The sequence below is a fragment of the Arthrobacter cryoconiti genome, from assembly GCF_020905375.1.
GTDB classification, from domain to species: Bacteria; Actinomycetota; Actinomycetes; order Actinomycetales; family Micrococcaceae; genus Specibacter; species Specibacter cryoconiti.
The window spans coordinates 238085-260139 of the sequence record NZ_JAJJBU010000003.1 but is presented as its reverse complement, the minus strand read 5'-3'; the positions used below and the strand labels follow the sequence as shown (position 1 = coordinate 260139).

Annotated in this window: 17 protein-coding genes; 7 read left to right on the top strand and 10 right to left on the bottom strand. The window is 59.6% G+C overall.

What is annotated here, in order from left to right:
* Positions 1-70: 70 nt before the first annotated feature.
* The 3 genes from LOH53_RS01420 to LOH53_RS01410 are packed head-to-tail and all read left to right on the top strand — an operon-like array spanning position 71 to position 4997.
* A complete protein-coding gene (locus LOH53_RS01420; RefSeq protein ID WP_376991905.1) occupies positions 71-1135 on the top strand; it encodes an AAA family ATPase in 1065 nt (354 codons plus the stop codon).
* Positions 1135-2499 (top strand): DUF58 domain-containing protein, encoded by a 1365-nt coding sequence (locus LOH53_RS01415; RefSeq protein WP_230065929.1) that lies wholly within the window; start codon positions 1135-1137, stop codon positions 2497-2499. Before LOH53_RS01420 ends, LOH53_RS01415 begins: the two co-directional genes overlap by 1 nt.
* Positions 2496-4997, top strand: a complete 2502-nt coding sequence (locus LOH53_RS01410; protein WP_230065928.1) for a DUF3488 and transglutaminase-like domain-containing protein — start codon at positions 2496-2498, stop codon at positions 4995-4997. Before LOH53_RS01415 ends, LOH53_RS01410 begins: the two co-directional genes overlap by 4 nt.
* A 75-nt stretch (positions 4998-5072) precedes the next feature.
* Here the strand turns inward: LOH53_RS01410 and LOH53_RS01405 are convergent, their stop codons facing one another.
* On the bottom strand, positions 5073-6563 hold the full coding sequence (locus tag LOH53_RS01405) for an NAD-dependent succinate-semialdehyde dehydrogenase (RefSeq protein WP_230065927.1): 1491 nt from the start codon (positions 6561-6563) through the stop codon (positions 5073-5075).
* A 258-nt stretch (positions 6564-6821) separates the two neighbouring features.
* Entirely contained in the window at positions 6822-7787 is a 966-nt protein-coding gene (gene rsmI / locus LOH53_RS01400; RefSeq protein ID WP_268250847.1) for a 16S rRNA (cytidine(1402)-2'-O)-methyltransferase, read from the bottom strand.
* 55 nt (positions 7788-7842) lie between these two features.
* On the opposite strand from rsmI, the gene LOH53_RS01395 reads away from it, so the two are divergent.
* Complete coding sequence (locus tag LOH53_RS01395) at positions 7843-9570, top strand: dolichyl-phosphate-mannose--protein mannosyltransferase (RefSeq protein ID WP_376991910.1); 1728 nt, start codon at positions 7843-7845, stop codon at positions 9568-9570.
* Between the two features lie 111 nt (positions 9571-9681).
* Here LOH53_RS01395 and LOH53_RS01390 read toward each other — a convergent pair whose 3' ends face one another.
* Positions 9682-10890 (bottom strand): TIGR01906 family membrane protein, encoded by a 1209-nt coding sequence (locus LOH53_RS01390; protein ID WP_230065926.1) that lies wholly within the window; start codon positions 10888-10890, stop codon positions 9682-9684.
* A gap of 3 nt (positions 10891-10893) precedes the next feature.
* On the opposite strand from LOH53_RS01390, the gene LOH53_RS16755 reads away from it, so the two are divergent.
* On the top strand, positions 10894-11022 hold the full coding sequence (locus LOH53_RS16755; protein ID WP_268250846.1) for a hypothetical protein: 129 nt from the start codon (positions 10894-10896) through the stop codon (positions 11020-11022).
* A gap of 51 nt (positions 11023-11073) precedes the next feature.
* Here LOH53_RS16755 and LOH53_RS01385 read toward each other — a convergent pair whose 3' ends face one another.
* The gene (locus tag LOH53_RS01385; RefSeq protein WP_230065925.1) at positions 11074-12066 is read right to left on the bottom strand and encodes a stage II sporulation protein M; all 993 of its coding nucleotides are present in this window, start codon (positions 12064-12066) and stop codon (positions 11074-11076) included.
* Between the two features lie 50 nt (positions 12067-12116).
* Here LOH53_RS01385 and LOH53_RS01380 point away from each other — a divergent pair, with 50 nt between their 5' ends.
* Positions 12117-12917, top strand: coding sequence for an RDD family protein (locus tag LOH53_RS01380; protein ID WP_230065924.1), 801 nt, complete (start codon positions 12117-12119; stop codon positions 12915-12917).
* A gap of 113 nt (positions 12918-13030) precedes the next feature.
* Here LOH53_RS01380 and LOH53_RS01375 read toward each other — a convergent pair whose 3' ends face one another.
* From LOH53_RS01375 to LOH53_RS01360, 4 genes are all read right to left on the bottom strand, one after another.
* Positions 13031-14275 carry a L,D-transpeptidase gene (locus LOH53_RS01375; RefSeq protein WP_230065923.1) on the bottom strand — a complete coding sequence of 415 codons (1245 nt, stop codon included), beginning with the start codon at positions 14273-14275 and terminating at the stop codon, positions 13031-13033.
* A gap of 169 nt (positions 14276-14444) precedes the next feature.
* Positions 14445-15236 (bottom strand): MBL fold metallo-hydrolase, encoded by a 792-nt coding sequence (locus LOH53_RS01370; RefSeq protein WP_230065922.1) that lies wholly within the window; start codon positions 15234-15236, stop codon positions 14445-14447.
* A 115-nt stretch (positions 15237-15351) separates the two neighbouring features.
* Entirely contained in the window at positions 15352-15540 is a 189-nt protein-coding gene (locus LOH53_RS01365; RefSeq protein WP_230065921.1) for a hypothetical protein, read from the bottom strand.
* Positions 15541-15613: 73 nt separating this feature from the next.
* Positions 15614-16012 carry a DUF3499 domain-containing protein gene (locus LOH53_RS01360; protein ID WP_230066218.1) on the bottom strand — a complete coding sequence of 133 codons (399 nt, stop codon included), beginning with the start codon at positions 16010-16012 and terminating at the stop codon, positions 15614-15616.
* A gap of 75 nt (positions 16013-16087) precedes the next feature.
* Between LOH53_RS01360 and LOH53_RS01355 the strand changes: the two genes are divergently transcribed.
* Positions 16088-16696 (top strand): metallopeptidase family protein, encoded by a 609-nt coding sequence (locus LOH53_RS01355; protein WP_230065920.1) that lies wholly within the window; start codon positions 16088-16090, stop codon positions 16694-16696.
* 23 nt (positions 16697-16719) lie between these two features.
* On the opposite strand, the gene LOH53_RS01350 is transcribed toward LOH53_RS01355, so the two are convergent.
* Both LOH53_RS01350 and LOH53_RS01345 read right to left on the bottom strand, forming a co-directional pair.
* Positions 16720-18618, bottom strand: a complete 1899-nt coding sequence (locus LOH53_RS01350; RefSeq protein WP_230065919.1) for a DUF5719 family protein — start codon at positions 18616-18618, stop codon at positions 16720-16722.
* Positions 18611-22045, bottom strand: a complete 3435-nt coding sequence (locus LOH53_RS01345; RefSeq protein WP_230065918.1) for a glycosyltransferase family 2 protein — start codon at positions 22043-22045, stop codon at positions 18611-18613. The genes LOH53_RS01350 and LOH53_RS01345 overlap by 8 nt, the downstream gene beginning before the upstream one ends.
* Positions 22046-22055 lie beyond the last annotated feature (10 nt).

The following is a 22055-nucleotide window of genomic DNA, read 5'->3' as shown; positions in this document are numbered from 1 at the left end:
GTAGCGTGGGTCACTATTGCTTCACTACTTCCATTTCTTGGGTCGTAGCGGCTGATGCGAAAGGTTTGGCATGCACCTGAGCGAGACACTGGAAGTGGCAGGGACCGTGGGCCCATTGATGAAAGCGGCGACCTTCGCCCAACGCAGCGAAGACATCATGGCTGCCATGAATACAGTGATCGACGGCAAGCCAGAGGCCGTCGAGCTGGCGTTGACGGTGCTGCTGGCCCGCGGGCACTTGCTTCTGGAGGATGTCCCGGGCGTGGGTAAAACACTGCTGGCTAAGGCCCTTGCCAAGACTCTTGACTGTTCCGTGAACCGAATCCAGTTCACCCCGGACCTTTTGCCCAGTGACATCACGGGTGTGTCCATTTACGACCAGTCGAGCCAGAGCTTCGAATTCCGCCCGGGTGCTATTTTCGCCAACCTGGTTATCGGCGATGAGATCAACAGGGCCTCAGCGAAGACCCAGTCAGCCTTGTTGGAATCGATGGAGGAACAGCAGGTCACCGTGGATGGGACCTCCCACCACCTGCAGGAGCCGTTCATGGTCGTTGCTACGCAAAACCCCCTTGAGATGGAAGGCACCTACCCTCTACCGGAAGCCCAACGCGACCGCTTCATGGCCCGGATTTCTCTTGGCTATCCAGATACGACGGCGGAGCTGGCCATGCTCGAATCTCACCAGTGGAGCAACCCCTTAGATGAAGTCACTGCCGTGGCAACTGCTGCGGACGTTGCGTCAATGTTCCAAGTGGTGGCCGCTGTCCACGTCGGGGCAGCCGTTAAGGAATACGTCGTAGCTTTGGGTCAGGCGACCCGAACGAGAAACCGATTGCGCCTGGGCGCCAGCCCGCGCGCACTCCTGCAGCTGCTGCGCGCAGCAAAAGCGTCTGCCGCACTGGCCGGGAGAGACTTTGTTCTTCCAGATGACATCCGCAATTTAGCGCAACCAGTTCTCGCCCACCGACTCATCGTTGAGCGGAAAGCAGCAAGTCTTGGGGCCACAGCTGCCGCAGAAATTTCCGATATTCTGGCCCAGGTTCCCGTGCCCACAGTGCCCACAACTTCATCCAGGTCCGCCGTTGGCCGGACATTTTCTGGCGGATTCCGCAAGGCCGGACCCGTGCGCTGATGCAGTGGCTTCCTGAGCGTTGGTTTCGGCCCCGAGGCTGGCTTTTGCTGGCCGTAGGGGCACTGACATTGCTCTTCGCCGCGGTTCTGGGCCGTCGGGACCTCCTGGTGGCAGGCATATTTATGGTGATACTTCCCATTGCTGCCAGCGCGGGGCTTCGCTTCTTTGCTCCTGGGTTTACCGTCAGTCGCGTGTTTTCACCCGCCTTTGCCGAAGCGGGCACAACCACCACTGTCACCGTTGAAGTGCGCGGCTCCACCCCCGGTGGCGCAAGCGCCCGCATCACTGAGCAGTTGCCTCCACGCTTCATTGACGTACCGCGTTTCGAGTATCCACGTCCGGTTTCTGCCCATAGCCTCGTTAGCCGGTATAGCTACACGATGCAGCCTAACCATAGGGGCGTCTTCACCATCGGCCCGCTCACAGCCACATTTGGTGACCCGTTCGACGTCGCACTTCTGGCACGCAGCTTGGACCAGGGCGATGCATTGACCGTCGCACCGGCCATCATTCAACTGCCCTTAGTGCCGTTCATCGGTGGCCGTGGACAGGATGGTTCTCAAATGACCCGTCAACAGGCCAACCCCAGCAATGACGATGTCATGACTCGCGAATACCGTCACGGTGACCCGTTTAGGCGCGTTCATTGGCCAGCCACGGCGCGGCAGGGCAAATTGATGGTCCGCGCGGAGGATTCGGTGGCCACCCCCGAGGCGACCTTGATCCTCGATCAGCGCCCACACACCTACGGCAGCACCGCCAAGTCCGCGTTCGGCAAGGATTTTCTGCACTCTTCTCCCGCATTCGAGTGGGCTGTGACGGCGACCGCCTCCATTTCCTCCCATCTGCTGGAGCGAGGCTATTCACTGCGTGTCCTCGACGACGCCGGCGCCCCAGCATTCACGTCCTCGCCTTCAGCTCCCGATCCCCATCAGGAAGACTTTGCAGGTCAGGTGGGCACCTTTGAAGTGGCACAGTCACTAGCCGCCCTTGAGCTCTCACAGCGCCCCGACGCCACATCCACCAAAAACGTCCCGTCGGGACTGGGCGAGACTTTGGTGGACCAGTTGTTCGCGGCCCGACGGCGTGGGCCAGTCGTCGTCGTCACCGGACTGCTGACTAAGGCGGATGCACGGGTGCTCTCTGCCGCCATCAACGCGTCCGAAGGCGCCTTTGCCTTGCTCGTGTGCCCCGACGTCGCCTTAGCGGAAGACTCCCTGGGCATCCTCCATCAGGCAGGCTGGCGAGCGGTTGCTGCCACACCTTCCACAGCATTGGCGCAAGCTTGGATCGAGCTTGATGCCGGAACATCGGCGCCGTCAGCTCCCAGCAGTGGTGCCCGTCGGGGCGCGGGGCAGCAATGACTGGGACCACGACGGGCCAACACGCGCGCAGCGACGGCACCTCCGAATCCGGAGATCTGCCCACTAGCGCAGGTTCCGGTCCCAGGGGGCAGCGGAGCCCACAACGCCGTGATCATCCACGCAGGATTCTGGGAGTACCGGAAACTGGACCGGCCCGGTGGGTTCTAGCGCTCGCCGTGGTGGGCTCGATCATGGCCGCTGCCCCGGCCCTCGGCAATGTTTTTTTGGATACCAGTTGGTTCCCCCCGGCGCTGCTGGTTGTCGTGTTCACTGCGTTCTTGCCTGCGCTCATCAGACGCTATCCCCGGCTGGCACTCTATGCGCCGATCGCCGCACTAGCCGGGTGGTCCATGGGACTGACACTCGTCTTTTTTCCCGCGACAGCGTTCTTGGGGCTCATTCCGTCGGCGGCGACAGTCCGAGCCGCCGTGAATTTGACGGGCGAGGCGGCGACGATCCTCATGGTGAGCAACGCCCCTGTCCCGACCGAGAACGCCATCATCTTCGTCATTTGTGCCGGCCTCGGCTTCGCAGCCATGCTGGTGGACACCTTGGCTATTACCGTGGCGCTGCCCGCGGCGAGCGCCTTCGGCTTGGTGCTGATCCTGCTACCTTCATCACTCACCACCCAAGACGGGCTTAGTGTTCTCTCCATCGTCGGGGCCGCCATCGGGTACATGCTCATTTTGGGTTGTTGTCGCTGGTATGCCCCGGATGGGAAGCCTCGTCCAGGGGCAAACCGTGCGGCCAGCGGAACTCTCCGCCGCGCACTTGTGCTGGGTACCGCCGTCGTACTGGTCATTGGTGTGCTGCCAGGACTAATTCCTGGTTTTACCTCTGGAACTTTCCCGCAAGGAAGCCGGTTGGGACAAGTCGGTAATGTGGGCGCACTGGACCCCATGATCTCACTGGGCAATGACCTGCGTTCACAGTCCAACTCCGTGAACATGACGTATCTAACGAATGCACCTGGCTCTCTCTACATGCGAATGAGCACCCTGGAGGATTTCACCGGGAAAACATGGAAGCCCTCGGCAGTCCCGGAGAACCTCAGCCAAGACATGGGCACTCTTGCCCCTACTTTTGGAGCAAACACCGCCGTGCCACGTTCCACGACCACCACCTGGGTGTCCTTGGCCGCGCTGAGCACAAACTGGCTCCCCTCCCCACTACGGCCCACGAAGGTCGAGGGGCTGAGCGGTCTGTGGACGTGGGAACCCTCCACGGAAACCATCCACGGCGATGCTCTAACGTCGCAAAAACCGTATCAAGTGACCAGTGAAACGCCCGAGCTAACACCCGATCTGCTCCGGGCCGCCACCCAAAAACCGAACACCGGCTTGGATCCTGTTTTCACGAAACTGCCGGATAACATGCCGGGCATTATCAGCAAAACAGTCAAAGACGTCACGGTTGGCAAAAATACTCCTTACGACCGCGCCCTCGCCATCTCTGACTACTTGCGATCCGGGGCATTCACGTACAGCGAAAAGACGCCGGTGGAAAAGGGTTACGACGGTGCAGGGATGAACGTCATTGCAAAATTTCTGGAGGTCAAAGCCGGATATTGCGTTCACTTTTCCGCAACCATGGCAGTCATGGCCAGAGAGGTAGGTATACCCTCTCGCATAGTGGTGGGCTTCGCGCCCGGTTCCCAGATAACAAATAATGTCAGCATCGACGGGGTCACCTTGCAGGGATATCAGGCGACGGGGCGCGATGCCCACGCTTGGCCCGAACTCTACTTCGAGGGCTTGGGCTGGGTTCCGTTCGAGCCCACACCGTCCCGTGGCGTGGTTCCTTCATACGCAGTTGCTACGGTCGCCCCGGAGACGAGCCAAAACAACAGTGATCTGCTCAACGGCGCCGATAACCGTCCCGTCGCATCCTCCGGCGCAACAGACACTGCCACTGCCACAGCCGCTGCCACAGGCCCTCTCGTGCACGCGCCAGAGACTCCCCCACAAACTCGCCTCCGCACCGTGCTGCTGGTCTTACTGTTAGCACTGCTTGCGCTGGCATCGCCTGCCGTGACGCGGGCACTAGCGCGACGACGGCGACTTGCCCTGATCCGTGGCAAGGATTCGGGCCGCGCAGATTCGGCCCGTAGTCCACGCCCGACGCCGGAGGAGTTGGCATGGCGCGAACTCCTCGCCACGGCCACGGACTATGGATATCGCCGTGATCCTGCACTGACGCCAGCGCTCCAGGGAGAACACATAGCCGTGATGCTTGGCGCAAGCACCGAGCACGACGTCGAGCTGATCCGGACCGCCTATGAAAAGTGGGCATTTGCGCCCCATTCCGCTCCGCATCTCCAGATGACCGGCCAGACGACCGGCCAGAACGCTGCGCATGCGCCAGCCTTGCCAGGCAGCCGGGATGACCTCGCAGACGCCCTTGAACGGATCAATGCTTCGATGCAGAGCGGTGCAATCACGTGGATCAGGGTTCGCGCGGGACTTTTCCCGTCCTCCCTCTGGTACCGGGGCCATTGAGCCCCGGAGCCGAACAAAAGGCAGCTCCCTGACGGGAACCACCTTTTGTTCAATTTTGCGATCCGCCGAAATGACTTAGACGGTGTGTGGATTCGGCATGCCAACGTACTGGGTGTACTGGTATTCTGCGATGCCTTCCAGCCCGCCCTCACGGCCCAGACCGGACTGCTTGACGCCGCCAAATGGTGCTGCCGCGTTGGAGATAACGCCAGCATTTAGACCCATCATCCCGGTCTCAATGCGATCTGCCATGCGCAATCCGCGCGCGTAATCCTTTGTAAAGACGTAAGCAACCAGGCCGTATTCGCTCGCGTTTGCCATCTCTACCGCTTCGTCCTCGTTTTTGAACGTAACGATCGGGGCCACCGGGCCAAAAATTTCCTCACCAAGGATGCGGGCACCTGGCTTCACTCCGGTTAAGACGGTGGGCTGGTAGAAGTATCCTGGCCCGTCCACGGGCGCGCCTCCGACCACCGCGGTGGCGCCTTCAGCCAAGGCGTCACTTACCAAGGAGTGAACCTTCTCGCGGCTCTTGGAATCGATCAATGGACCGACTTTTGTGTCCCGTTCGGTGCCACGGCCAAGGGTCATTGCCCCCATTTTGGCGGCGAATTTTTCCGCGAACTCCTCCGCGACCGATTCATGGACCAAGAACCGGTTGGCTGCTGTGCAGGCCTCGCCCATGTTGCGCATTTTGGCTGCCATGGCACCCTCGACGGCGGCGTCAAGATCGGCGTCCGCAAAAACCAAGAAGGGGGCGTTGCCGCCAAGTTCCATGGAAGTACGCAAGACGTTGGTGGAAGCGTCTTCCAAGAGGCGTCGCCCTACGGGAGTGGAGCCGGTGAAAGAAAGTTTACGAAGACGTGGATCCTGGATGAGAGGCCCGGTCACCGCACCGGCCGTACTGGTTGCGATGACGTTCAGGACTCCATCCGGCAGACCGGCCTCGAGCATGACCTGCGCGAACAGCTGACTGGAGAGTGGGGTGAGGTTGGCTGGTTTGAGAACCATAGTGCAACCCGCCGCGATGGCCGGAGCGATCTTGCGGGTGGCCATGGCTAGCGGGAAATTCCAGGGCGTGATCAAAAGGCATGGACCAACCGGCTTCTTCTGGACCAGAATCTGCTGTGTGCCCTCAGGGTTGCCGCTGTAACGACCAAAGGAACGGGAGGCTTCTTCAGAGAACCAACGCAGGAATTCGGCACCGTACTTAACCTCGCCCATGGACTCGGCCAACGGCTTTCCCATTTCCAGCGTCATAAGGAGAGCAAAGTCGTCAGCGCGGGCCATGACCATCTCAAAGCCGCGTCGCAGGATTTCGGCACGGACGCGCGGGGCCGTGGCAGCCCATTCTGAGGCCGCTGCAACGGCGGCATCTAGAGCGGCGGCACCGTCTTGCACGCCGGCGTCGGCCAGCTTCAGTAAGACCTTTGACGTGGCAGGGTCTTCAACATCAAAGGTTTTTCCGGACGCGGCAGCGCGCCACTCACCGTTGATCAGCAACCCGGTGGGGACACCTGCCAGCAGCGCTTCTTCGCGGTCAGTCAGCTCGGTGGCAGCGGTCATGGTGACTCCTAGTTTCGGCTTGGTTCTCCGGGCTAGCGCGCGGAGCAACGACGATGTCGGTGGTGTGTTCTTGTTCACGGTAATTCTCCACCACCAAGGGTGTCTAGGCATGTGCGCACTACGAGCGATAGATTTCCTTGTGCAGTTGTACAACGACGCCTAGTTTGTGCCAGCACAGAACCGGGCGCCAGTTTTGCGCATAGTGCACCTGGCGCAAAACTGAACCCCAGTTTTGCGCCAGATCAAAGTCCGTTCAGGTTAAGCCCTGGAGGCCAGAACGGCGCTGTAAAGTTCGCGTTTGCTGACGTGGACATCGTGGGCAATCACTGAGACAGCCTCCTTGAGCCGCATTCCCTGGCCCATCAGCTCGTTGACAGCAGCCACATGGTCTTCGCTGGAACCAAGATCTCCGACCGGCGCTCCCGCAACCACAATCGCGATCTCACCCCGTATCTCCGCTTCCTCCGCCCATTCCAGCAGACCAGCAAGCGACTTGCGGATCACTTCTTCGTACGTCTTCGTCATTTCCCGGCATACGGCGCCTTGACGCGCAGGTCCAAATGCCGTGTGTAGCGCCCTCAGCATTGTCTCTAACCGGTGAGGAGCTTCAAAAAAAACCATGGTGCGCGGTTCCACGGAGAGCTCATGCAAGCGGGAAGCGCGTTCACCAGATTTACGTGGCAGGAATCCTTCGAAACAAAAACGATCGGTGGGAAGTCCGGAAAGGGCCAGCGCCGTCAAAACCGCAGACGGTCCGGGCGCGGCGGTGACGCGAACACCAGCAGTGACTGCGGCCTCCACCAGGCGAAATCCAGGGTCAGATACCGAAGGCATTCCGGCATCCGTGACCATGACCAATACTTTTCCGCTCTGAACTTCAGCCAACAATTCTGGGGTCTTCGCGGATTCATTGTGCTCGTGGTAACTCACAATCCGCCCTGTCACTGTGATTCCCAGTGACGTAACAAGGCGGTGCAGGCGCCGGGTGTCTTCCGCGGCCACAATATCGGCTGCTCCCAACCAGGCAATGAGCCGAGCGGAGGCGTCGCCCATATTGCCAATCGGCGTGGCCGCCAAAACGATGCAACCCTCGCCTGTGGCCAGGCCGCCCACCGTTTTCAGCCGCCGTGTGTGAGCCTCGGCACCGTCATCCGTGTCTGCTTCTTCGGGTTGGCCGGCGTCAGCGCCGAAACTCTCTGCGTTCAGGTCTTGATCTTCGTCCATGACACCAGCGTAGTTGGCCACCGCCAGCACCGCGCACTCGGCTGCGCTAGGTAACATGGACAGCGTGCACATCAACGCCCAGGCCTCAGAGCCAACCGTAAGCCCGGGCCAACTTCCGGAATCCATGCAGACTCCAGCTGTCAGTGACTCCCCTAGTACAGGACGTGGATCAAACCGCTGGCTACTAGATCCGGCCACGGCCTATACCCGCAGCGCCCTGATCTTGCGACTCATCGGAAAACGGGCCACGTTCTCACAGACACCCTTGAGCTTGCGTCTGTGGTTCTGGCTGGCGCCCTTACTGACAGCGTTAATCGGCGGGGTCTTGCGTTTTGTGCGCCTCGGGGAACCGAACTCGCTTGTTTTCGACGAGACGTACTACGTCAAGGACGCATACTCGTACTTGCAGAGCGGCTACGAGCGGAACTGGGCTGAAAAGGCGAACGACCTTTTCAACCAAGGCATTTTTACCGGCATCCAAAACACTCCCGAGTACGTGGTTCACCCGCCGGTGGGTAAATGGATGATTGCTTTTGGCATGTGGCTTTTTGGTCCGGGCAGCACGTTTGGCTGTCGTTTCTCCGCGGCCGTGGTCGGCACTCTTTCCATTTTCATCCTGGCCTTGATTGCCACGAAGATGTTCCGCTCCACCATCTTGGGTGCCATCGCCGGACTTTTGTTCGCCGTCGACGGGCACGCCATTGTGGAATCACGGACGTCACTGCTAGATATTTTTGTGATGTTTTGGGCGTTACTCGCCTTTGGCGCCCTGCTCATGGACCGTGATGATGGCCGACGTCGGCTGGCCAGAAAGCTCTCCAAGCTCGCCGGGGCGGATGGCAGGGTACCGGCGAAAGCTTTGTTGTACGGCCCGTGGTTGGGAATGCGTTGGTGGCGCGTGGCCGCAGGAGTTTCATTGGGCCTGTGCATCGGCACCAAATGGTCCGGATTGTTCTTTCTTGCCGCATTTGGCGTGATGAGCGTGGTCTGGGATATGAGTGCCCGACGCATTGCCGGGATCAAGTTCTGGGTCACTGGCGCCCTCTTGAAGGACGGAATCCTCGCGTTTGTCAGCATGGTTGCGGTAGCATCGGCAACTTACTTGGCCAGTTGGACGGGCTGGTTTCTCTCCAAGGACGCCTACGATCGCAATTGGGCGCAGTCGAACCCAAGTGAAACATGGGGTTGGGTGCCAGCATCCCTTAGATCACTGTGGCACTACCACGACACCGCGTATAACTTTCATACCGGGCTCTCCTCCGATCACCCGTACAAGGCCAATGCGTGGTCATGGTTTGTCATGGGCCGTCCCACTTCTTTCTACTCCCAATACCCTGTCCGTGGCGAGGATGGGTGCACAGCGGATAAGTGCGCGGCCATGGTGACCAGTTTGGGCAACCCACTCATCTGGTGGGGCGGCTCCCTGGCTATCTTGTTCCTCATCGGAGTCTGGATCGCCAAGCGCGACTGGCGGGCAGGCGCCATCTTGGTGGGCTTCGCCGCAGGCTACGTACCGTGGCTGCTTTACCCTAATCGCACCATTTTCTTTTTCTACGCGATCGCCTACGAACCGTTCATGATCTTAGCCGTGACCATGGTGCTGGGACTGATCATGGGTGCGATCTCCAAACCACCATGGCGCCGGCAGCAGGGGGCATTGTTCGCAGGGATATTCGTAGTGCTGGCAGTGCTCCTCAGTGCCTACTTCTACCCCATCTGGACCACTGAATTGATTCCCTTTGAATACTGGCGCCAGCACATGTGGCTGCCCAGTTGGATCTAGACAGCTGGATCTAAACAGCTGGGTGCACTAGCCGGTCAGCTGCGGGCAACGAATGAGTGAGCGAGTTTCAATGCCACCCGACTGTGCTTACGGGACCGCTGACCTAACCGCCTACTTGACGGCGGCGCGGCGGCCCGGCCGGTGCGCACGCTCTACGGCTTGGCGCCGGTCTTTGGTGGGCCACGTAAATGCCATAGTCAACGAAGAAACGACCAACACAAACACGCCGATAAAGATCCCGGAGTCCGTCCAGAAGTCGCTGGGAAAGAGCCTGATCAGGGTGTCATCAGTGTAAAAAGTCCACGTGCCATTGGCGAAGAAAATTCGATGGAACTCAGTGAAGAACGCTTCCCACCCCAGAACAGCCAACACGCCCAAAGCGATGATCAAAACAAGGGTGGCGATGGAGCCCGCAAACAGTCCGCGGCGAATCCCGCCCACGCTGCGTTTGGAGAGATACACCATGCCCACCACCATCACAGCGGCCAGCACCAAACCAACAATGAACGCCATGGTGATTACCGTTTTCACGTCAGCCATATGCGCCACTTCACGGGTCAAAAACAGTGGGTTATTTTGGGCGTTCACTAGCCCACCCAAATATCTGGAGCCGGAAAAGTTCAGCAGGTAATCTACCGTGTAGGATCCATAAGTCATCCGGTCATCGGTGCTAAAACCAAAAGAGTCAGCGGGGAAACCCGGACGGTGATACTCCACCCACAGAAATATTGGTGTGGTGACCAAACGTATAGCGACTACCAGCAATACCACGGGGTAGAACACAGCCAGCAGGACCTGAAAAACCCGTGTCAATACCGGCTTTGTGTTGGCGGCTTGTTCTAGTGCCGCCCTAGTCTTGGCTAAGTCCTTCTCCGCAGGACTTATCTGCAGCATGGAGGTAGGCGACTGTTCCTCATAAACAGCCGATGGTCCCTGCGGCTCAGCTTTAGACGCGGCTTTAGACGGTCTGTGCGTGGCTGCGCCAGCGGCACTCGAGTCAGCCGCAGTGGAGTCAGCCGCAGTGGAGTCAGCCGCAGTCGAGGCAGCCGCAGTGGAGGCGGTATTGGTCGAGGCAGCCGCAGTCGAGGCAGCCGTGACTGAGCGTTCCGAGGAGGATGGGGCTGTGCTGACAGCGCCAGCGTCCACTGCATCCTGTTTTTCATCCAGTAACGGGAGTTTGAGCATGCGCCCGGCCGGGCGCATGGGTTCGGGCTCGCTACCGTCAGTCGGCACGGCAAGCTTGATCTTGGCCAAGGCGTCAGCCCGGTCTGAGCCCGGCTTTTCGCCAGCGGATTCCTGCGGTTTCTGGTTCTCTCTCACACCGTGAAGACTACCGTTGCACGGCTCATCATTGCCGTTGCCACCCCGGAGCTGGCGAAAACTGTCACCACATTCACAGCTTTAGGCACAGTGCCAATCTTCGCTCTGTCCGCACACCGCCAGCTCTTGTGACCCACTGGGAACGTTGTTCGCGGGCAACGATGGACCGGGCAGAAAGCGATTTCAGCGCGAAATCGCGGCGGCGCCGGCGTCGTCCTCGGAAAGATCACCGCGCTCCCCAGCCAGCCAGGCGCGCCTCCCCAGCACCAGCGTATAGGTCCAATAACCCGCCAGCACCAACGCTCCAATACCAATTTTTGCCCAAACGGGTAGCGAACTGGGCGTGACGAAAGCTTCCACAAGACCCGAAACAAAGAGCACGAAGACCAATCCGAGCGCGACGGTCATCAGTGAGCGCCCTTCCAAGGCCAAAGAGTCCAGACGGCTGCGCGGACCAGGCGAGACCCAGGCCCAAAAGATCCTCAGCCCGGCCGCGGCGGCGATGAAAATTGATGTCAATTCCATCAATCCATGCGGGAGTATGTAGATAAAGAAGACGTCTCCGCGTCCATAGGCAAACATGACGCCAGCACTCATGCCTATCCCTTGGGCGTTGGCAAAGAGTGAATATGGGACAAAAACACCCGTGACGCCAAATGCTACGCACTGGGCGGCGATCCAAGCGTTGTTTGTCCACACGGACCCGGCAAATGAAGCCGCAGGGTTCGAGGAGTAGTAGTCCACAAAGTCATGATTGACCAATTGCTGCAGGCGCGCATCGGACCCCAAGGCAGCCAAAACGTCCGGGTTAGATGAGGTCCACACCGCAAAAAGCGCGCTGATAATCACGAAGAACACACCCACCGCAACTGTGAGCCAGCGCAAGCGGAAAAACGCAGCCGGCAAAGAAATTGTGAAAAAGCGGGCCACATCGGCAAAGAAGTTGCTGCGCGCCCCGGTAAATCGGGTGCGAGCTGTGGCGAGGTTGGCGGACAGCGATGCCGAGAGCTCGCTTTCGGCCTCGACTGAACGGATCAAAGAAAGCTCAGCGGAGACGCTTTGGTAGAGCTGGAGGAGCTCGTCGCTTTCTTGCCCCGTGAGCCTACGTTTGCGCCCAAGGAAACGCAGCCGGTCCCACTGGGGGCTGTGCACTGCCGAATACGCATCCAAATTCACATCCCCAGCCTATAGTCCACCGACGGCGAGTTCCTCACTAGACTGGCACCATGAGCGAGATTCTCACGGGTGAAGCCGTCCTTCTGGAACTGCGACCGGCATCGTTTGCCGCCAGGTCGCTGGGCTCGGCCATCGATGTGCTAGCCACCGTACTACTGGCCATCGGCGCCCTGATTGCTTTCTCCGCCATTCCGTTCCTGGTGGATTTGGCGGCGGCTAAAGCAATTATCCTGGCGCTGGCGCTGGCACTAGTGGTGGGCCTGCCCATCGCCGTGGAAACGTTGTCCCGAGGTAGATCGTTGGGAAAACTTGTCATGGGCCTTCGGGTGGTGCGTGACGACGGCGGTTCTATCCGCTTCCGCCACGCCTTGATCCGCTCCCTTTTAGGCGTCCTTGAGCTCTACATGTCCATTGGGTCGGTAGCCTTCTTAGTGTCCTTGTTTAACGAGAAGTCCAAGCGACTTGGGGACATGCTCGCCGGGACCTACGCCATCCGTGTCCGGGTACCTAAGACTGTCCCGTTGCAGGTTCATACTGTTGAGGCACTGGCGCCCTGGGCGCAACTGGCAGATATCGGACGGCTCCCAGACCCACTCGTGCGGCGCATTTCGTTGTTTTTGGGACAGGGACGGCACATGGCTGCCGGATCCCGCGCAGCTTTGGGCGCTGCCTTAGCCAGCGAAGCCCTACTCCATGTTTCTCCCGCGCCTCCGCATGGCACTAGCCCGGAGATTTTCTTGGCAGCCCTTATCAGCGAACATCGCGAGCGGGACTTCGTGCGGATGAGCGCTCAAGCACGTCGGGCCGCCGTGCTTCGTGATCGCATCTCCTGCCATGGTGTCGCTAAATAGTAAATCGAGCGTAGCTGCCAGCAGCGTGCACAACCCAACGAAGAAAGGGTGAGTAACTAAGAGTCCTTGAGGACTTGACTTAGTGACTCACCCTTTAGCGTTTTTCCGATGGTTTAGCGGCTTGCGTACTGAGCGAAGGGAATGTTCCAGTCGCCAAAGCCATCCAGGGGTGCGATCGTCTCGTTCGGACTACCAACTACCTGGACGAGGTCACCGGTATGCATGTTGGCAAACACCCAACCGGCGCCTTCAGCGGACATTCCGATGCAGCCGTGTGAGAGATTTACCCGACCTAAAAATGGTAATGCCGAGTCGGTTGCCTGGTGGATAAACTCTCCACTGGGTGTCAACCGGGTAGCGTACTCCACGTCAACCTCGCCGTAGTTGGCAGGGTCGCCCGGCTTGAGGCCAATGGTGGAGGCAACAAAGTGGGCGAAGCGCTGCTTGTCACTGAGAATAACCAGGTATCCGGAAGCAGACGGGAACCGCTCGTCGCCCATCGTCACCGGATACTGTTTGACCATGGCTCCGTTGATGTAGATACTCGCCACCAAATTAGCCGCGTCCGCAACCATCTCGACACGGTTACCGATCTGGACCACGCTGGTCTTATTAAAGTTGCCAATCTGGCCGTTTCCAATGTCAACACCAAAAAGTTTCATATCTACAGTGATGCTGGTGTTCGCAGCCCAAAAATCTGCCGGACGATACCGCACCAGTTTGTCCGAGTACCAGCGAAAGGCGCCCGTCTGACCGGAGGAGGCAGTAATTTTGATGGCCTTCTCCACCGCCTCCTTATTCAACACCGGTTCGCTGAAGGTGAATTGCAGCGGCTGCGCCACTCCCACAGTGGAATCCGCCGCCGGGTACATCGCAAGGTCAGCCTCGTGGGAAGCCGGAACCGTGGAGAACGTGCTGGTCTTGGTGGTCTTCTTTCCAGACTCATCGGCCGCGGTCACCGTCAGCGTGTAGTTGGTGTCGAACGCTAACGGTTCCGTATTAAGCCATTTGCGGCCACTGATGAACAGATCCCCCTTGAGGGTTTCACCCGTGGCAGTGGCTTTAAGAACGGCACTATAAACGGTGCCGTTCTCCACCAGAGCGCTGACCGGCGCCGCAGGATTTACGGAGGTGGCCCCAGCTTCAGGGGCGAACACCATGGTCGCCGCAGGTACAGGCGCGACAGACGGCGTTGGCGCAGCATTCGAGGTGCTGGTGGGAGTGGAATTTGCAGAGGGAAGCCACGTGTTGGCTGTAGCTGCCCCCACGCCACCCAAGGCGATCGCCACGGCCAGTGCAGAGATCAGCGTGATCTTCAAGCCACGGCGAGGTTTCTTGGTCTCGTCCAATGCAGGCATCCAAACTCCCCAATTCGGTGGTTTTATTCCACTATGACGGCAGGAACAGCTCACCGCCGAAGTTCAATTTTACTCTATAAGCCGCGCAGTTGGGGTCAGTGTAGACAAATCAGATGTCTCGATTGTGTAACCTGTCCCAAGTTTCGGTCGTTGCCTCGTGAGCAGAACGTTACTGAGAGAGGTATTCCAGCTGTGCCTGCACCGAGAGCAGCGCCGCCCCTTGCACCGCGGCAGGCACGCCAGCATAGACCAGAGCAGTCACGGCCGCAGCGTCTGGCTCACTCCCGTTGCGCTGACGAAGAAGTTCGACGCCGGCACGCACTTGCGCCAGCCGCTGCTGCCGATGAGTTATATAGGCACCCGCAGTGGATGCCAGATCCGGGAGGGTTGGGCCATGAGCTGGCAGCACAGTGACCGGCCCCGTGGCGGATCCAAGCACTCGAAGTGTCTCAAGCGACGCCAAATAATCGATCAGCTGGCCGTCCGGAAAGTCGAGCACCGTGGTTCCCTCGCCCAAGATCGTGTCGCCTGTCAGGACCGCGCCGTGCTCGCCGTCGTCCTTAAGGAAGAAGCACAGCGAATCCGAGGTATGGCCAGGAGTAGCCAACACCTTGATCTCCACTCCGGCAGCGCTGATGCTCTCCCCATCCAGGAGCGGGTCGCCGGCGTGGCAAAAATCGGCGTGAAATGCCCGCACAGGCGCACCGGTCAGTTCGTGGAGTCTGGCACTGCCACCCGTGTGATCAGCATGACGATGCGTGATGAGGATTAGCTCCACCATCCCGCAATCCGCCAGTGCCCCAAGGTGGTCCTCCATCAGCGGACCGGGGTCAACTACCACGACGGACTTTTCATCGGGAGCAGCCAGCACGTAGCTATTGGTGCCTTTAAGCGTCATCGGCCCAGGATTATCCGCACGCAGTAAGCGGCTCAATGGCCCCGTGATTTGCCAGTCAACCATGGCTAGGACCTGGCACGAATTAAGAGGGACAGTTCCGAAGAGTTGCCTCCACGGAGTTCAGAGAAAGTTCCGGCGCTCATTGACGACCCCTTGCGCTGTGTGTTCCCAGCAGTAGCTAAGATGCGGTTACCTCTAATTGTTCTGGCCGGAGCAACAAGGCGATCCCGTCCTCCATGCGGTACACAACAGGCACCCCATCCGGGCCGGGAGTTGAACTATGTAGCTCATTGCCCTTCTGAATCAGGGCGGAACCGGTGACGGGGCACTGGAGCACACTGAGCACTTCTTCGCTAATCTTTGCCACGGCTCGTCTCGCTTCGTCTCTTGTGGTGGTGTTGGAACTACGTGCAGAAGCTCCGTCTTATGCTTTCAAAATCTTAGTCACGCAAAATATGCAAATGTGCTCGGCGACCACTAGCGGAGACTGGTCCTGGCTCCAAAGTTGGCCGGGAGAGGGTACCTCTGGGCTCACGCTGTAGAGGCGGGCCAAAGTCCTCGGGAATCACATTTGCGGCTTCTCGAACAGCGTCGGCGAGGGCTAATAAGTCATCAGGGCCAGGTGCGGGCGGGCTGTCCGAGTGGGCAAGCCGGATGACTTCCCAACCTAGTGGGACCGTCAGCCGGGCAGAGTGTTTGGCGCACAAGTCGTAACAATGTGGCTCAGCGAACGTGGCAAGGGGCCCCAGGACTGCTGTGGAATCGGCATAAACGTACGTCAAAGTAGCCACCGCTGACTCACGGCAGGCGGATCGGGTGCATTGACGAAGAGTTCCCACGGTTTCCAAGATTACAGCGTTTGGGCTCCAATGACCCTACCGGCGCACACACCACGGGTGAACTAGAGTGAAATGATGCATCACTTCGCAGAGGAACCCGGGTTCAGACTTACTTTTGTTCATGACGCACCAACCTCTTCCGTAGACGCTCCCCCACCCAGCAAAGTCGAGGAACTAGGCTCCCGAGCAACACTGCCGGACGGTTCCGCTAACACCGCTGCGCCGACGCCACGCAGCTTTCAAAGACGACGCCGCAACAGACACGGCCGTGGCCTGCGCGGTCCCCTGTTGATGTCCGGGCTCCCAGGTGCCCGGACACGGGCGGAACGTTTTGAAGACTTGGTAGTAGATTCTGCCGCCCGCCTGCGCGACCTCTGGGGGACCCCTTTGGAGCAGGTGGAATACCTGGTGGAAGAAGTTCCCAACGGGCTAGAAGCCATCATAGCTTCGGGAATACAGGCCCCTTTAGGCAAGTGCACGCCGGCGATCAAAGCTTCCAACGGAACCCAGGAAAAACCGGCCGTGATTATCATTTATCGCCACCCTGTGGAAACTCTTTGTGATGCTCCCTGGCAGGTGCGCGAGGTGGTGCACGAGGTCCTCATTGAACAGGTGGCAGGCCTACTGAACATCGATCCAGATACCGTGGACCCGCTCTTCCGACGCTTTCGGCAAGGAAGATAAGCCACGGCGAAAGCGCCAACCGATCAGTTTTTGACGGTGATCGCCAGCGATTGTGAGTCCGCTGAGCTACCAACGATCGGCAGCACGGCAATATCTGCGCTGTCTTTGGCTCCCAGTAATTGGGTCCCAAAGACCGGCGCCCCCGAGGCAGAAATCAGCACTCCTGCCACCCCGTCCCCAAGCAGCGCTGACGGGTCGATGACACTTGTCATCGCGGCCTTGAGATCCACTGACTTCTGTGGTCCAAGGACGCCTGAGGAGGAGACGGGTGTCAGAGTCAGCGACGCCGATCCCGTGGGCGCTGTGAAGACAAAGTTGGACGAAACACCGCCGGGCAGCGTCACTAGATGATTGACGCCTAATCGCTGCGTTGCCGGAGCGTACGCGAGATCGACGGCGTCGCCGGGCTTCGTGGAATTCATCAGGCGAACGGTAGCCGCGACAGCAGAATCGGCATTAAGCGTCAGCGTGTAGCTACCCTGTGGGAGCCCGGCCAGAGCGAGTTCAGTGACTTTACCGGCCCCCGCGGTGAAGACTCCACCGTTAGGAAGGGCTACCTGACCACTGGCCCCATAGGCTTTCACCTCAACAACCACATCTCTAATTCCAGGTACCGTAACTTCCAGCGCCGTGCCAGCGTCGGAGTAACCAGGCTGTCCAGTGACAGCGCTAGCGGCAGCGGGATCGACTACTCGGACGCCGGGAATAGTTTGCGTGAGCGCGGGCGGCTGAACAGGGGCTAGGAAGTCCACACCTCCCGGCGTCAGTCCTCGCAACACGGATTGTTGGACGACGGCGGAGACTGGCCCTCCTGTGCTTTTCAGATGGACGGAGAGTAGCTCTTGGTCAGAAGCCAAGCCAGAGAGGACCACTGAGCGTTCCGTCCCCGGTGCCACCACTAAGCCCTTGCCACCGGGCGCCACGAGAGGACCATTTTTGCCAAATAGTTCCAAGGAAACCGTGGCTGGGCTTTTGGAGGAGTTAGAGAGAACCAGCACGGCGGTGCGGCCCACGGTTGTGCTGGCACCGGCAATCCAGAGATCATTTGAGGCCTGCTGGCAATTGGCCGCCGCCAGCCCACGAAGATCACCGTCTTTAGCACCTACGACCACCGATCCAATGGCCGGGTAGGCGATGCCGTTCAGGGGCTGAACACGCAAGGCAGTCGCAGCGCTTATGTCCTTATTCGCCACCACGGCGGCCTTACCCTTGGCAACACCTGTCACAGGGGCAAGGGTGGTGGCTGGCGCTGACGAGGCTGCCGGTGCCGTTTCTTGAGGTGCTGTTTCTTGAGGTGCTGTTGCCAGCGTTGTCAGCGGCGTGGCCGCGTTGTCCAAAGAGTCAATGCTTGAACCGGGCAGAACACCCTCAGGATCACTGAGGACCAATGCACTGAGCTGACTTTTACTCGAAGAAGAGGCCGCAGCGAACTCGGGATCTGCTCCTGCTGCCGATCCGCTCAGCAGCCGGGTGGGTCCGGTGCAGTTCGCGATGACATCGCCCATGGGTAGGGCTTGAGCGACTGGGTCGAGCTGGGCTGAGGCATCATTGCCGGGAAACAGGGTCCCGGCAGCAACCAGTCCAACGGCCAAAGCCGCCGTGGCAGAACCGGCAAAGACGCGGGGCCAGCGCCGGCCAGTGGCAGTGTTGTGACCGGTCTTGCGGCCCCTGGATTTAGTGTCGGCGGATTTACTACCTGTGGTACGTGTCCCTGAGGCCAGGGCGTGCGTTGGCGTATGCGGAACATTCGCTTCTGGTACTTGCGGAACGACCGCGCCCGTTTCCCTGGAAGTCTTTTTTTCCTTGGAAGCCTTCGACTTCGCGTGCGTGAAGTTTTCACGTGGCACTCTCAACCGTGGCGACTTGATTTTGCGGGACGACTTCTCCTCGCTGGGCTCTTGCGGCTTGCTATCCTCAGACACTTCTACCTACCTTGTGCAGTGACGCTTCGTCTCGGAAGGATCCAGTCCGACCCCGTCGTGCTCTTACGGGGATGGCCAGCAGTACTGTCAGTCCCAGAAGGACCAGCTGCACCAGGTTCAACACCGCGTTCCATGGCTGTTCGTAACGAATCTCTAAATGTCCACCAGTGGCGGGCAGTTCAAACGACTGAGCCCATCCATCCTTGACCGAGGCGAGTTGCTGACCATCTAGCCAAGCACTCCAGCCGGAGTCAAAGCGTTCCGCCATGCTCACCCGTCGCCCTTGCAGGCCAGCGGGAATTACGGCGTCGACGTTTTGTCCCACTGAGGCTACGGGAGCAAGGTCAGCTCCAGAAGCATCAACTAGCCGGACGCGATTGATGACGTCGGTAACGCCGGAACTCTTATAATCGGGTTTGACGCGCCATAGCCAGCCTGCGTCCGTAGGTCCCACAGTTTCAAGTCCTGGCACCGCTGAGAGTTGGCTTGCCAGTAGTTCCGCAGCGGTGTCCCCTTGTGAGAGGACCACGAAGCCCACACCCAATTTGCTCAGTTCGGAACGCGGGTCTGGACCAGACTTGGCTAGCATGCTCGCCACAGTTTCACGCAACATCTTGGTGGCATCATCGGCCCCGGCCAGCGATTCATCGCCGGGAGCTCCCGTCAGCCCGTCAGCCGCGGCAATTCCAGAAAGCATGTCTAACGTGGTTCCATTACCCTGCATCAAGGAAGCGTCGATTCCCCCCTCGGAGACGACGCGAAGAACTATGGTCCGGCTGGCTTCAGGCCCGGTTCCACGGTCGGCAGCGGTGGCCGGAATGGTGCCGATGTTTTTCGCCGCAACTAAGGAAGAACCAACCAAACCTGCTGTGTTGCCCGCGAAGCTGCCGATGATCCACAGTCCCAGACTCGCCGTCGGCGCTCCAACTAGCACAATGGAGATCGCCAGAGCGGTGACCTTACTGACTCGGTGCTTGCTGCCCGCGCTGGTAGCATCCCCGGCCACGACTCCGTCATAGCCACGACGGTAGACAGCATCGAAGCCGAGCAAGGCTGCCCCCAAAACGGCAAACCAGACTGCGGAAATAGCTGGTCCGTTGAATGCGGTCACCAAGGAGTTACCCTCCACCGCTACCGCAACCAGCCCGCTCGCGTAAGACAATCCCAGTCCAAGGATGGCAACTAGCCACAAAGTGCGCACCAGTCCGGCACGTCGAAGCGGAACAAATAAAGCGAAAAAGGCTACCGCGACCAACGGAACACCAACCACCAGCACAGCAACCCAAGTCAACACGACGCCGTCGGCCAGGGCACCTGCCCCAGTCAGCGTTCCTTCGCCCAACAGATTGGGTGTTGTCGAAATCGCGGTGGGGAAACCCAGCAACTGCTGCCAGATGGGGCCCGGGTTGTTAGAAAGCGGAAGACCAGGATCAGCCAGCAGTGCCCGTGGGTTGGACAGTGCGGAGAAGGCGTAGGGCACGTAAATGGCAAGGGAAGGAACAAGGGACCACCACAGTGTCTTGGCCCGGCGGCGAAGGATCACCGTTGTTCCAAGAACGGCCACAACAGCCAAGACAAAAAGGCTCGGAGCGGCGGCACAGACGGCAGCGAGCGCTAGTCCGGCGGCCGCAGCCGCAGTCCATGACGGCGTTCCATTGACACCGGGACGGCCCAATTTAGTGTTCTTATGAGTTTTCTTTGCAGAGGCCGCGGCAGCCGGGAGCACTAGCTTCTCGGGGCCGTTCACCGCTGCCCCGACGGCCCGGATCATTCCCAAAATCACTAACGGAAGCAACACATGGGCTAGCAAAGCCCCCAAACGACCCTGCGCCATGTCCGTTTGCAAAACGGGAGCGCCAGCCCATAAGAGGCCAGCCACAATGCGCGGCCAACGCTTGCGTGAAAAGGCACCGCTTGCCAACCATCCGGTCAGAGCCGAGAGCGGAATAGCAAGTATGAAGATCCATAGCGTCGCTTTAGAGGCATCGCCGAGTCCCAAGGCCCCCAGTATCCACAACACATAGTTAAAAGGCTCCCCCCGGCCGGGCAAGCCCGAACCCAAGGAGATCCACCAGTCCGTGGCGTGCATCCAGATGACACCAAGGGTGTCAGATATGGGCAGCAGCGACCCGCCTGATATTGCTTTGGCACCTAGCAGGCGTGAAAGCGTCAGGATGGAAACAAGTGCCAGTATCGCTGCCAAGCCCAAAGCGCTGACCAAAGGCGACGTTCGAACAGCCGCCATGGGGGCAATAGCTTCGTGGTGGACGTCCCCCGTAGGCTCGAGGATCGATGGTGCGCTCGCTGCGTCGTCGTCTTCCTCGTCGGGTCCCACGGCCTCTCGGAGGGATTTAAGCTGGTTTCTGGCTTCTTCGCGCCCTACCAGCAGGGCCCTGTGCGCGGAGTTGGGTTGAATGCGAGCCGCAGCCAAGGAGCGACGGCTGCGGAACAATGCACGCGGACGCAGTAGGGCAGCGAAGGTTGCAACGAACATACTCACCGCATGGCCGGGCGCCTTAAGTAAGAACCCGGCGAACAGCCAGTAGACCGCGGAAAGTGCGGCGCCGGCGCCGAGGAAGGGAACCTGCCACAGAGGCGCATGCTTTAGCCGGGTAAAGACTGCGGCTTTACGGGCAGCGGCGGGCGATCCCAGAGGGTTGACGCGGTCCACGACGTGGAACATCTTAGCGCCCGGAACGACGAGGACACGATGTCCTGCGAGCCGAACTCTGGCACAAAAGTCAATGTCATCCCCAGGTCCAGGAATGGCCGGGTCAAAGCCTCCCAGCTTTTTCCATACATCCCGGCGCACAAGCATGCCTGCCGCGTTGACAGCAAAAAAGTCTGTGCGGTCGTCGTACTGTCCCTGGTCCAATTCGTCGAGATTGATCATGGCAAAACGGTCGAACCACTTATTTGTCGTCAGGCCTACGTCAACCAGAGACCGCGGATTCTCCCAATCAAGTTGCTTGCAGCCAGCCACCGTAGCCGTGGTAGAGCGTTCCAGCGCCTCCAGTAAGCGTTGCAGGGCGTCCGGAGCGGGTGCAGCATCATCTTGGAGCAACCAGATCCACTCCTGAGAACCCGTTGCTGATGGCGAATCGTGCGCGCTGCCGCGTCGTCTACCCTCGGGAGCAGCGGCGGAGTTGCCCGTTGAATTGGCGCTCCCGGACGCCGCAGGCATCAGGGTAGAAGCGTCGCCCAGGCGTTCTTGAAGATCCAAAACCGCTTTCACGGCTGCACCGTAGCCACCTTTACGGGCGTCAAAAGTAATGACGTGACGCTCGCCCAATTCCTTGCGTAACAACTCGCCTGAATCGTCAGTGGAGCCGACGTCGGCCGCCAGAATCGCGTTGGCTGGGCGCGTTTGGGCTGCCAAGGCACCCAAGACCGTGGGGAGGTAAGCACCGCCGTTGTGGGCAACCACGACGGCGGTG

Excerpts from the sequence above, each read along its gene's own strand:
- LOH53_RS01420 (WP_376991905.1), top strand. The coding sequence starts at position 71 with ATGCACCTGAGCGAGACACTGGAAGTGGCAGGGACCGTGGGCCCATTG.
- LOH53_RS01415 (WP_230065929.1), top strand. The coding sequence starts at position 1,135 with ATGCAGTGGCTTCCTGAGCGTTGGTTTCGGCCCCGAGGCTGGCTTTTG.
- LOH53_RS01410 (WP_230065928.1), top strand. The coding sequence starts at position 2,496 with ATGACTGGGACCACGACGGGCCAACACGCGCGCAGCGACGGCACCTCC.
- LOH53_RS01405 (WP_230065927.1), bottom strand. The coding sequence starts at position 6,563 with ATGACCGCTGCCACCGAGCTGACTGACCGCGAAGAAGCGCTGCTGGCA.
- rsmI (WP_268250847.1), bottom strand. The coding sequence starts at position 7,787 with ATGGACGAAGATCAAGACCTGAACGCAGAGAGTTTCGGCGCTGACGCC.
- LOH53_RS01395 (WP_376991910.1), top strand. The coding sequence starts at position 7,843 with ATGGACAGCGTGCACATCAACGCCCAGGCCTCAGAGCCAACCGTAAGC.
- LOH53_RS01380 (WP_230065924.1), top strand. The coding sequence starts at position 12,117 with ATGAGCGAGATTCTCACGGGTGAAGCCGTCCTTCTGGAACTGCGACCG.
- LOH53_RS01375 (WP_230065923.1), bottom strand. The coding sequence starts at position 14,275 with ATGCCTGCATTGGACGAGACCAAGAAACCTCGCCGTGGCTTGAAGATC.
- LOH53_RS01370 (WP_230065922.1), bottom strand. The coding sequence starts at position 15,236 with ATGGTTGACTGGCAAATCACGGGGCCATTGAGCCGCTTACTGCGTGCG.
- LOH53_RS01355 (WP_230065920.1), top strand. The coding sequence starts at position 16,088 with ATGCATCACTTCGCAGAGGAACCCGGGTTCAGACTTACTTTTGTTCAT.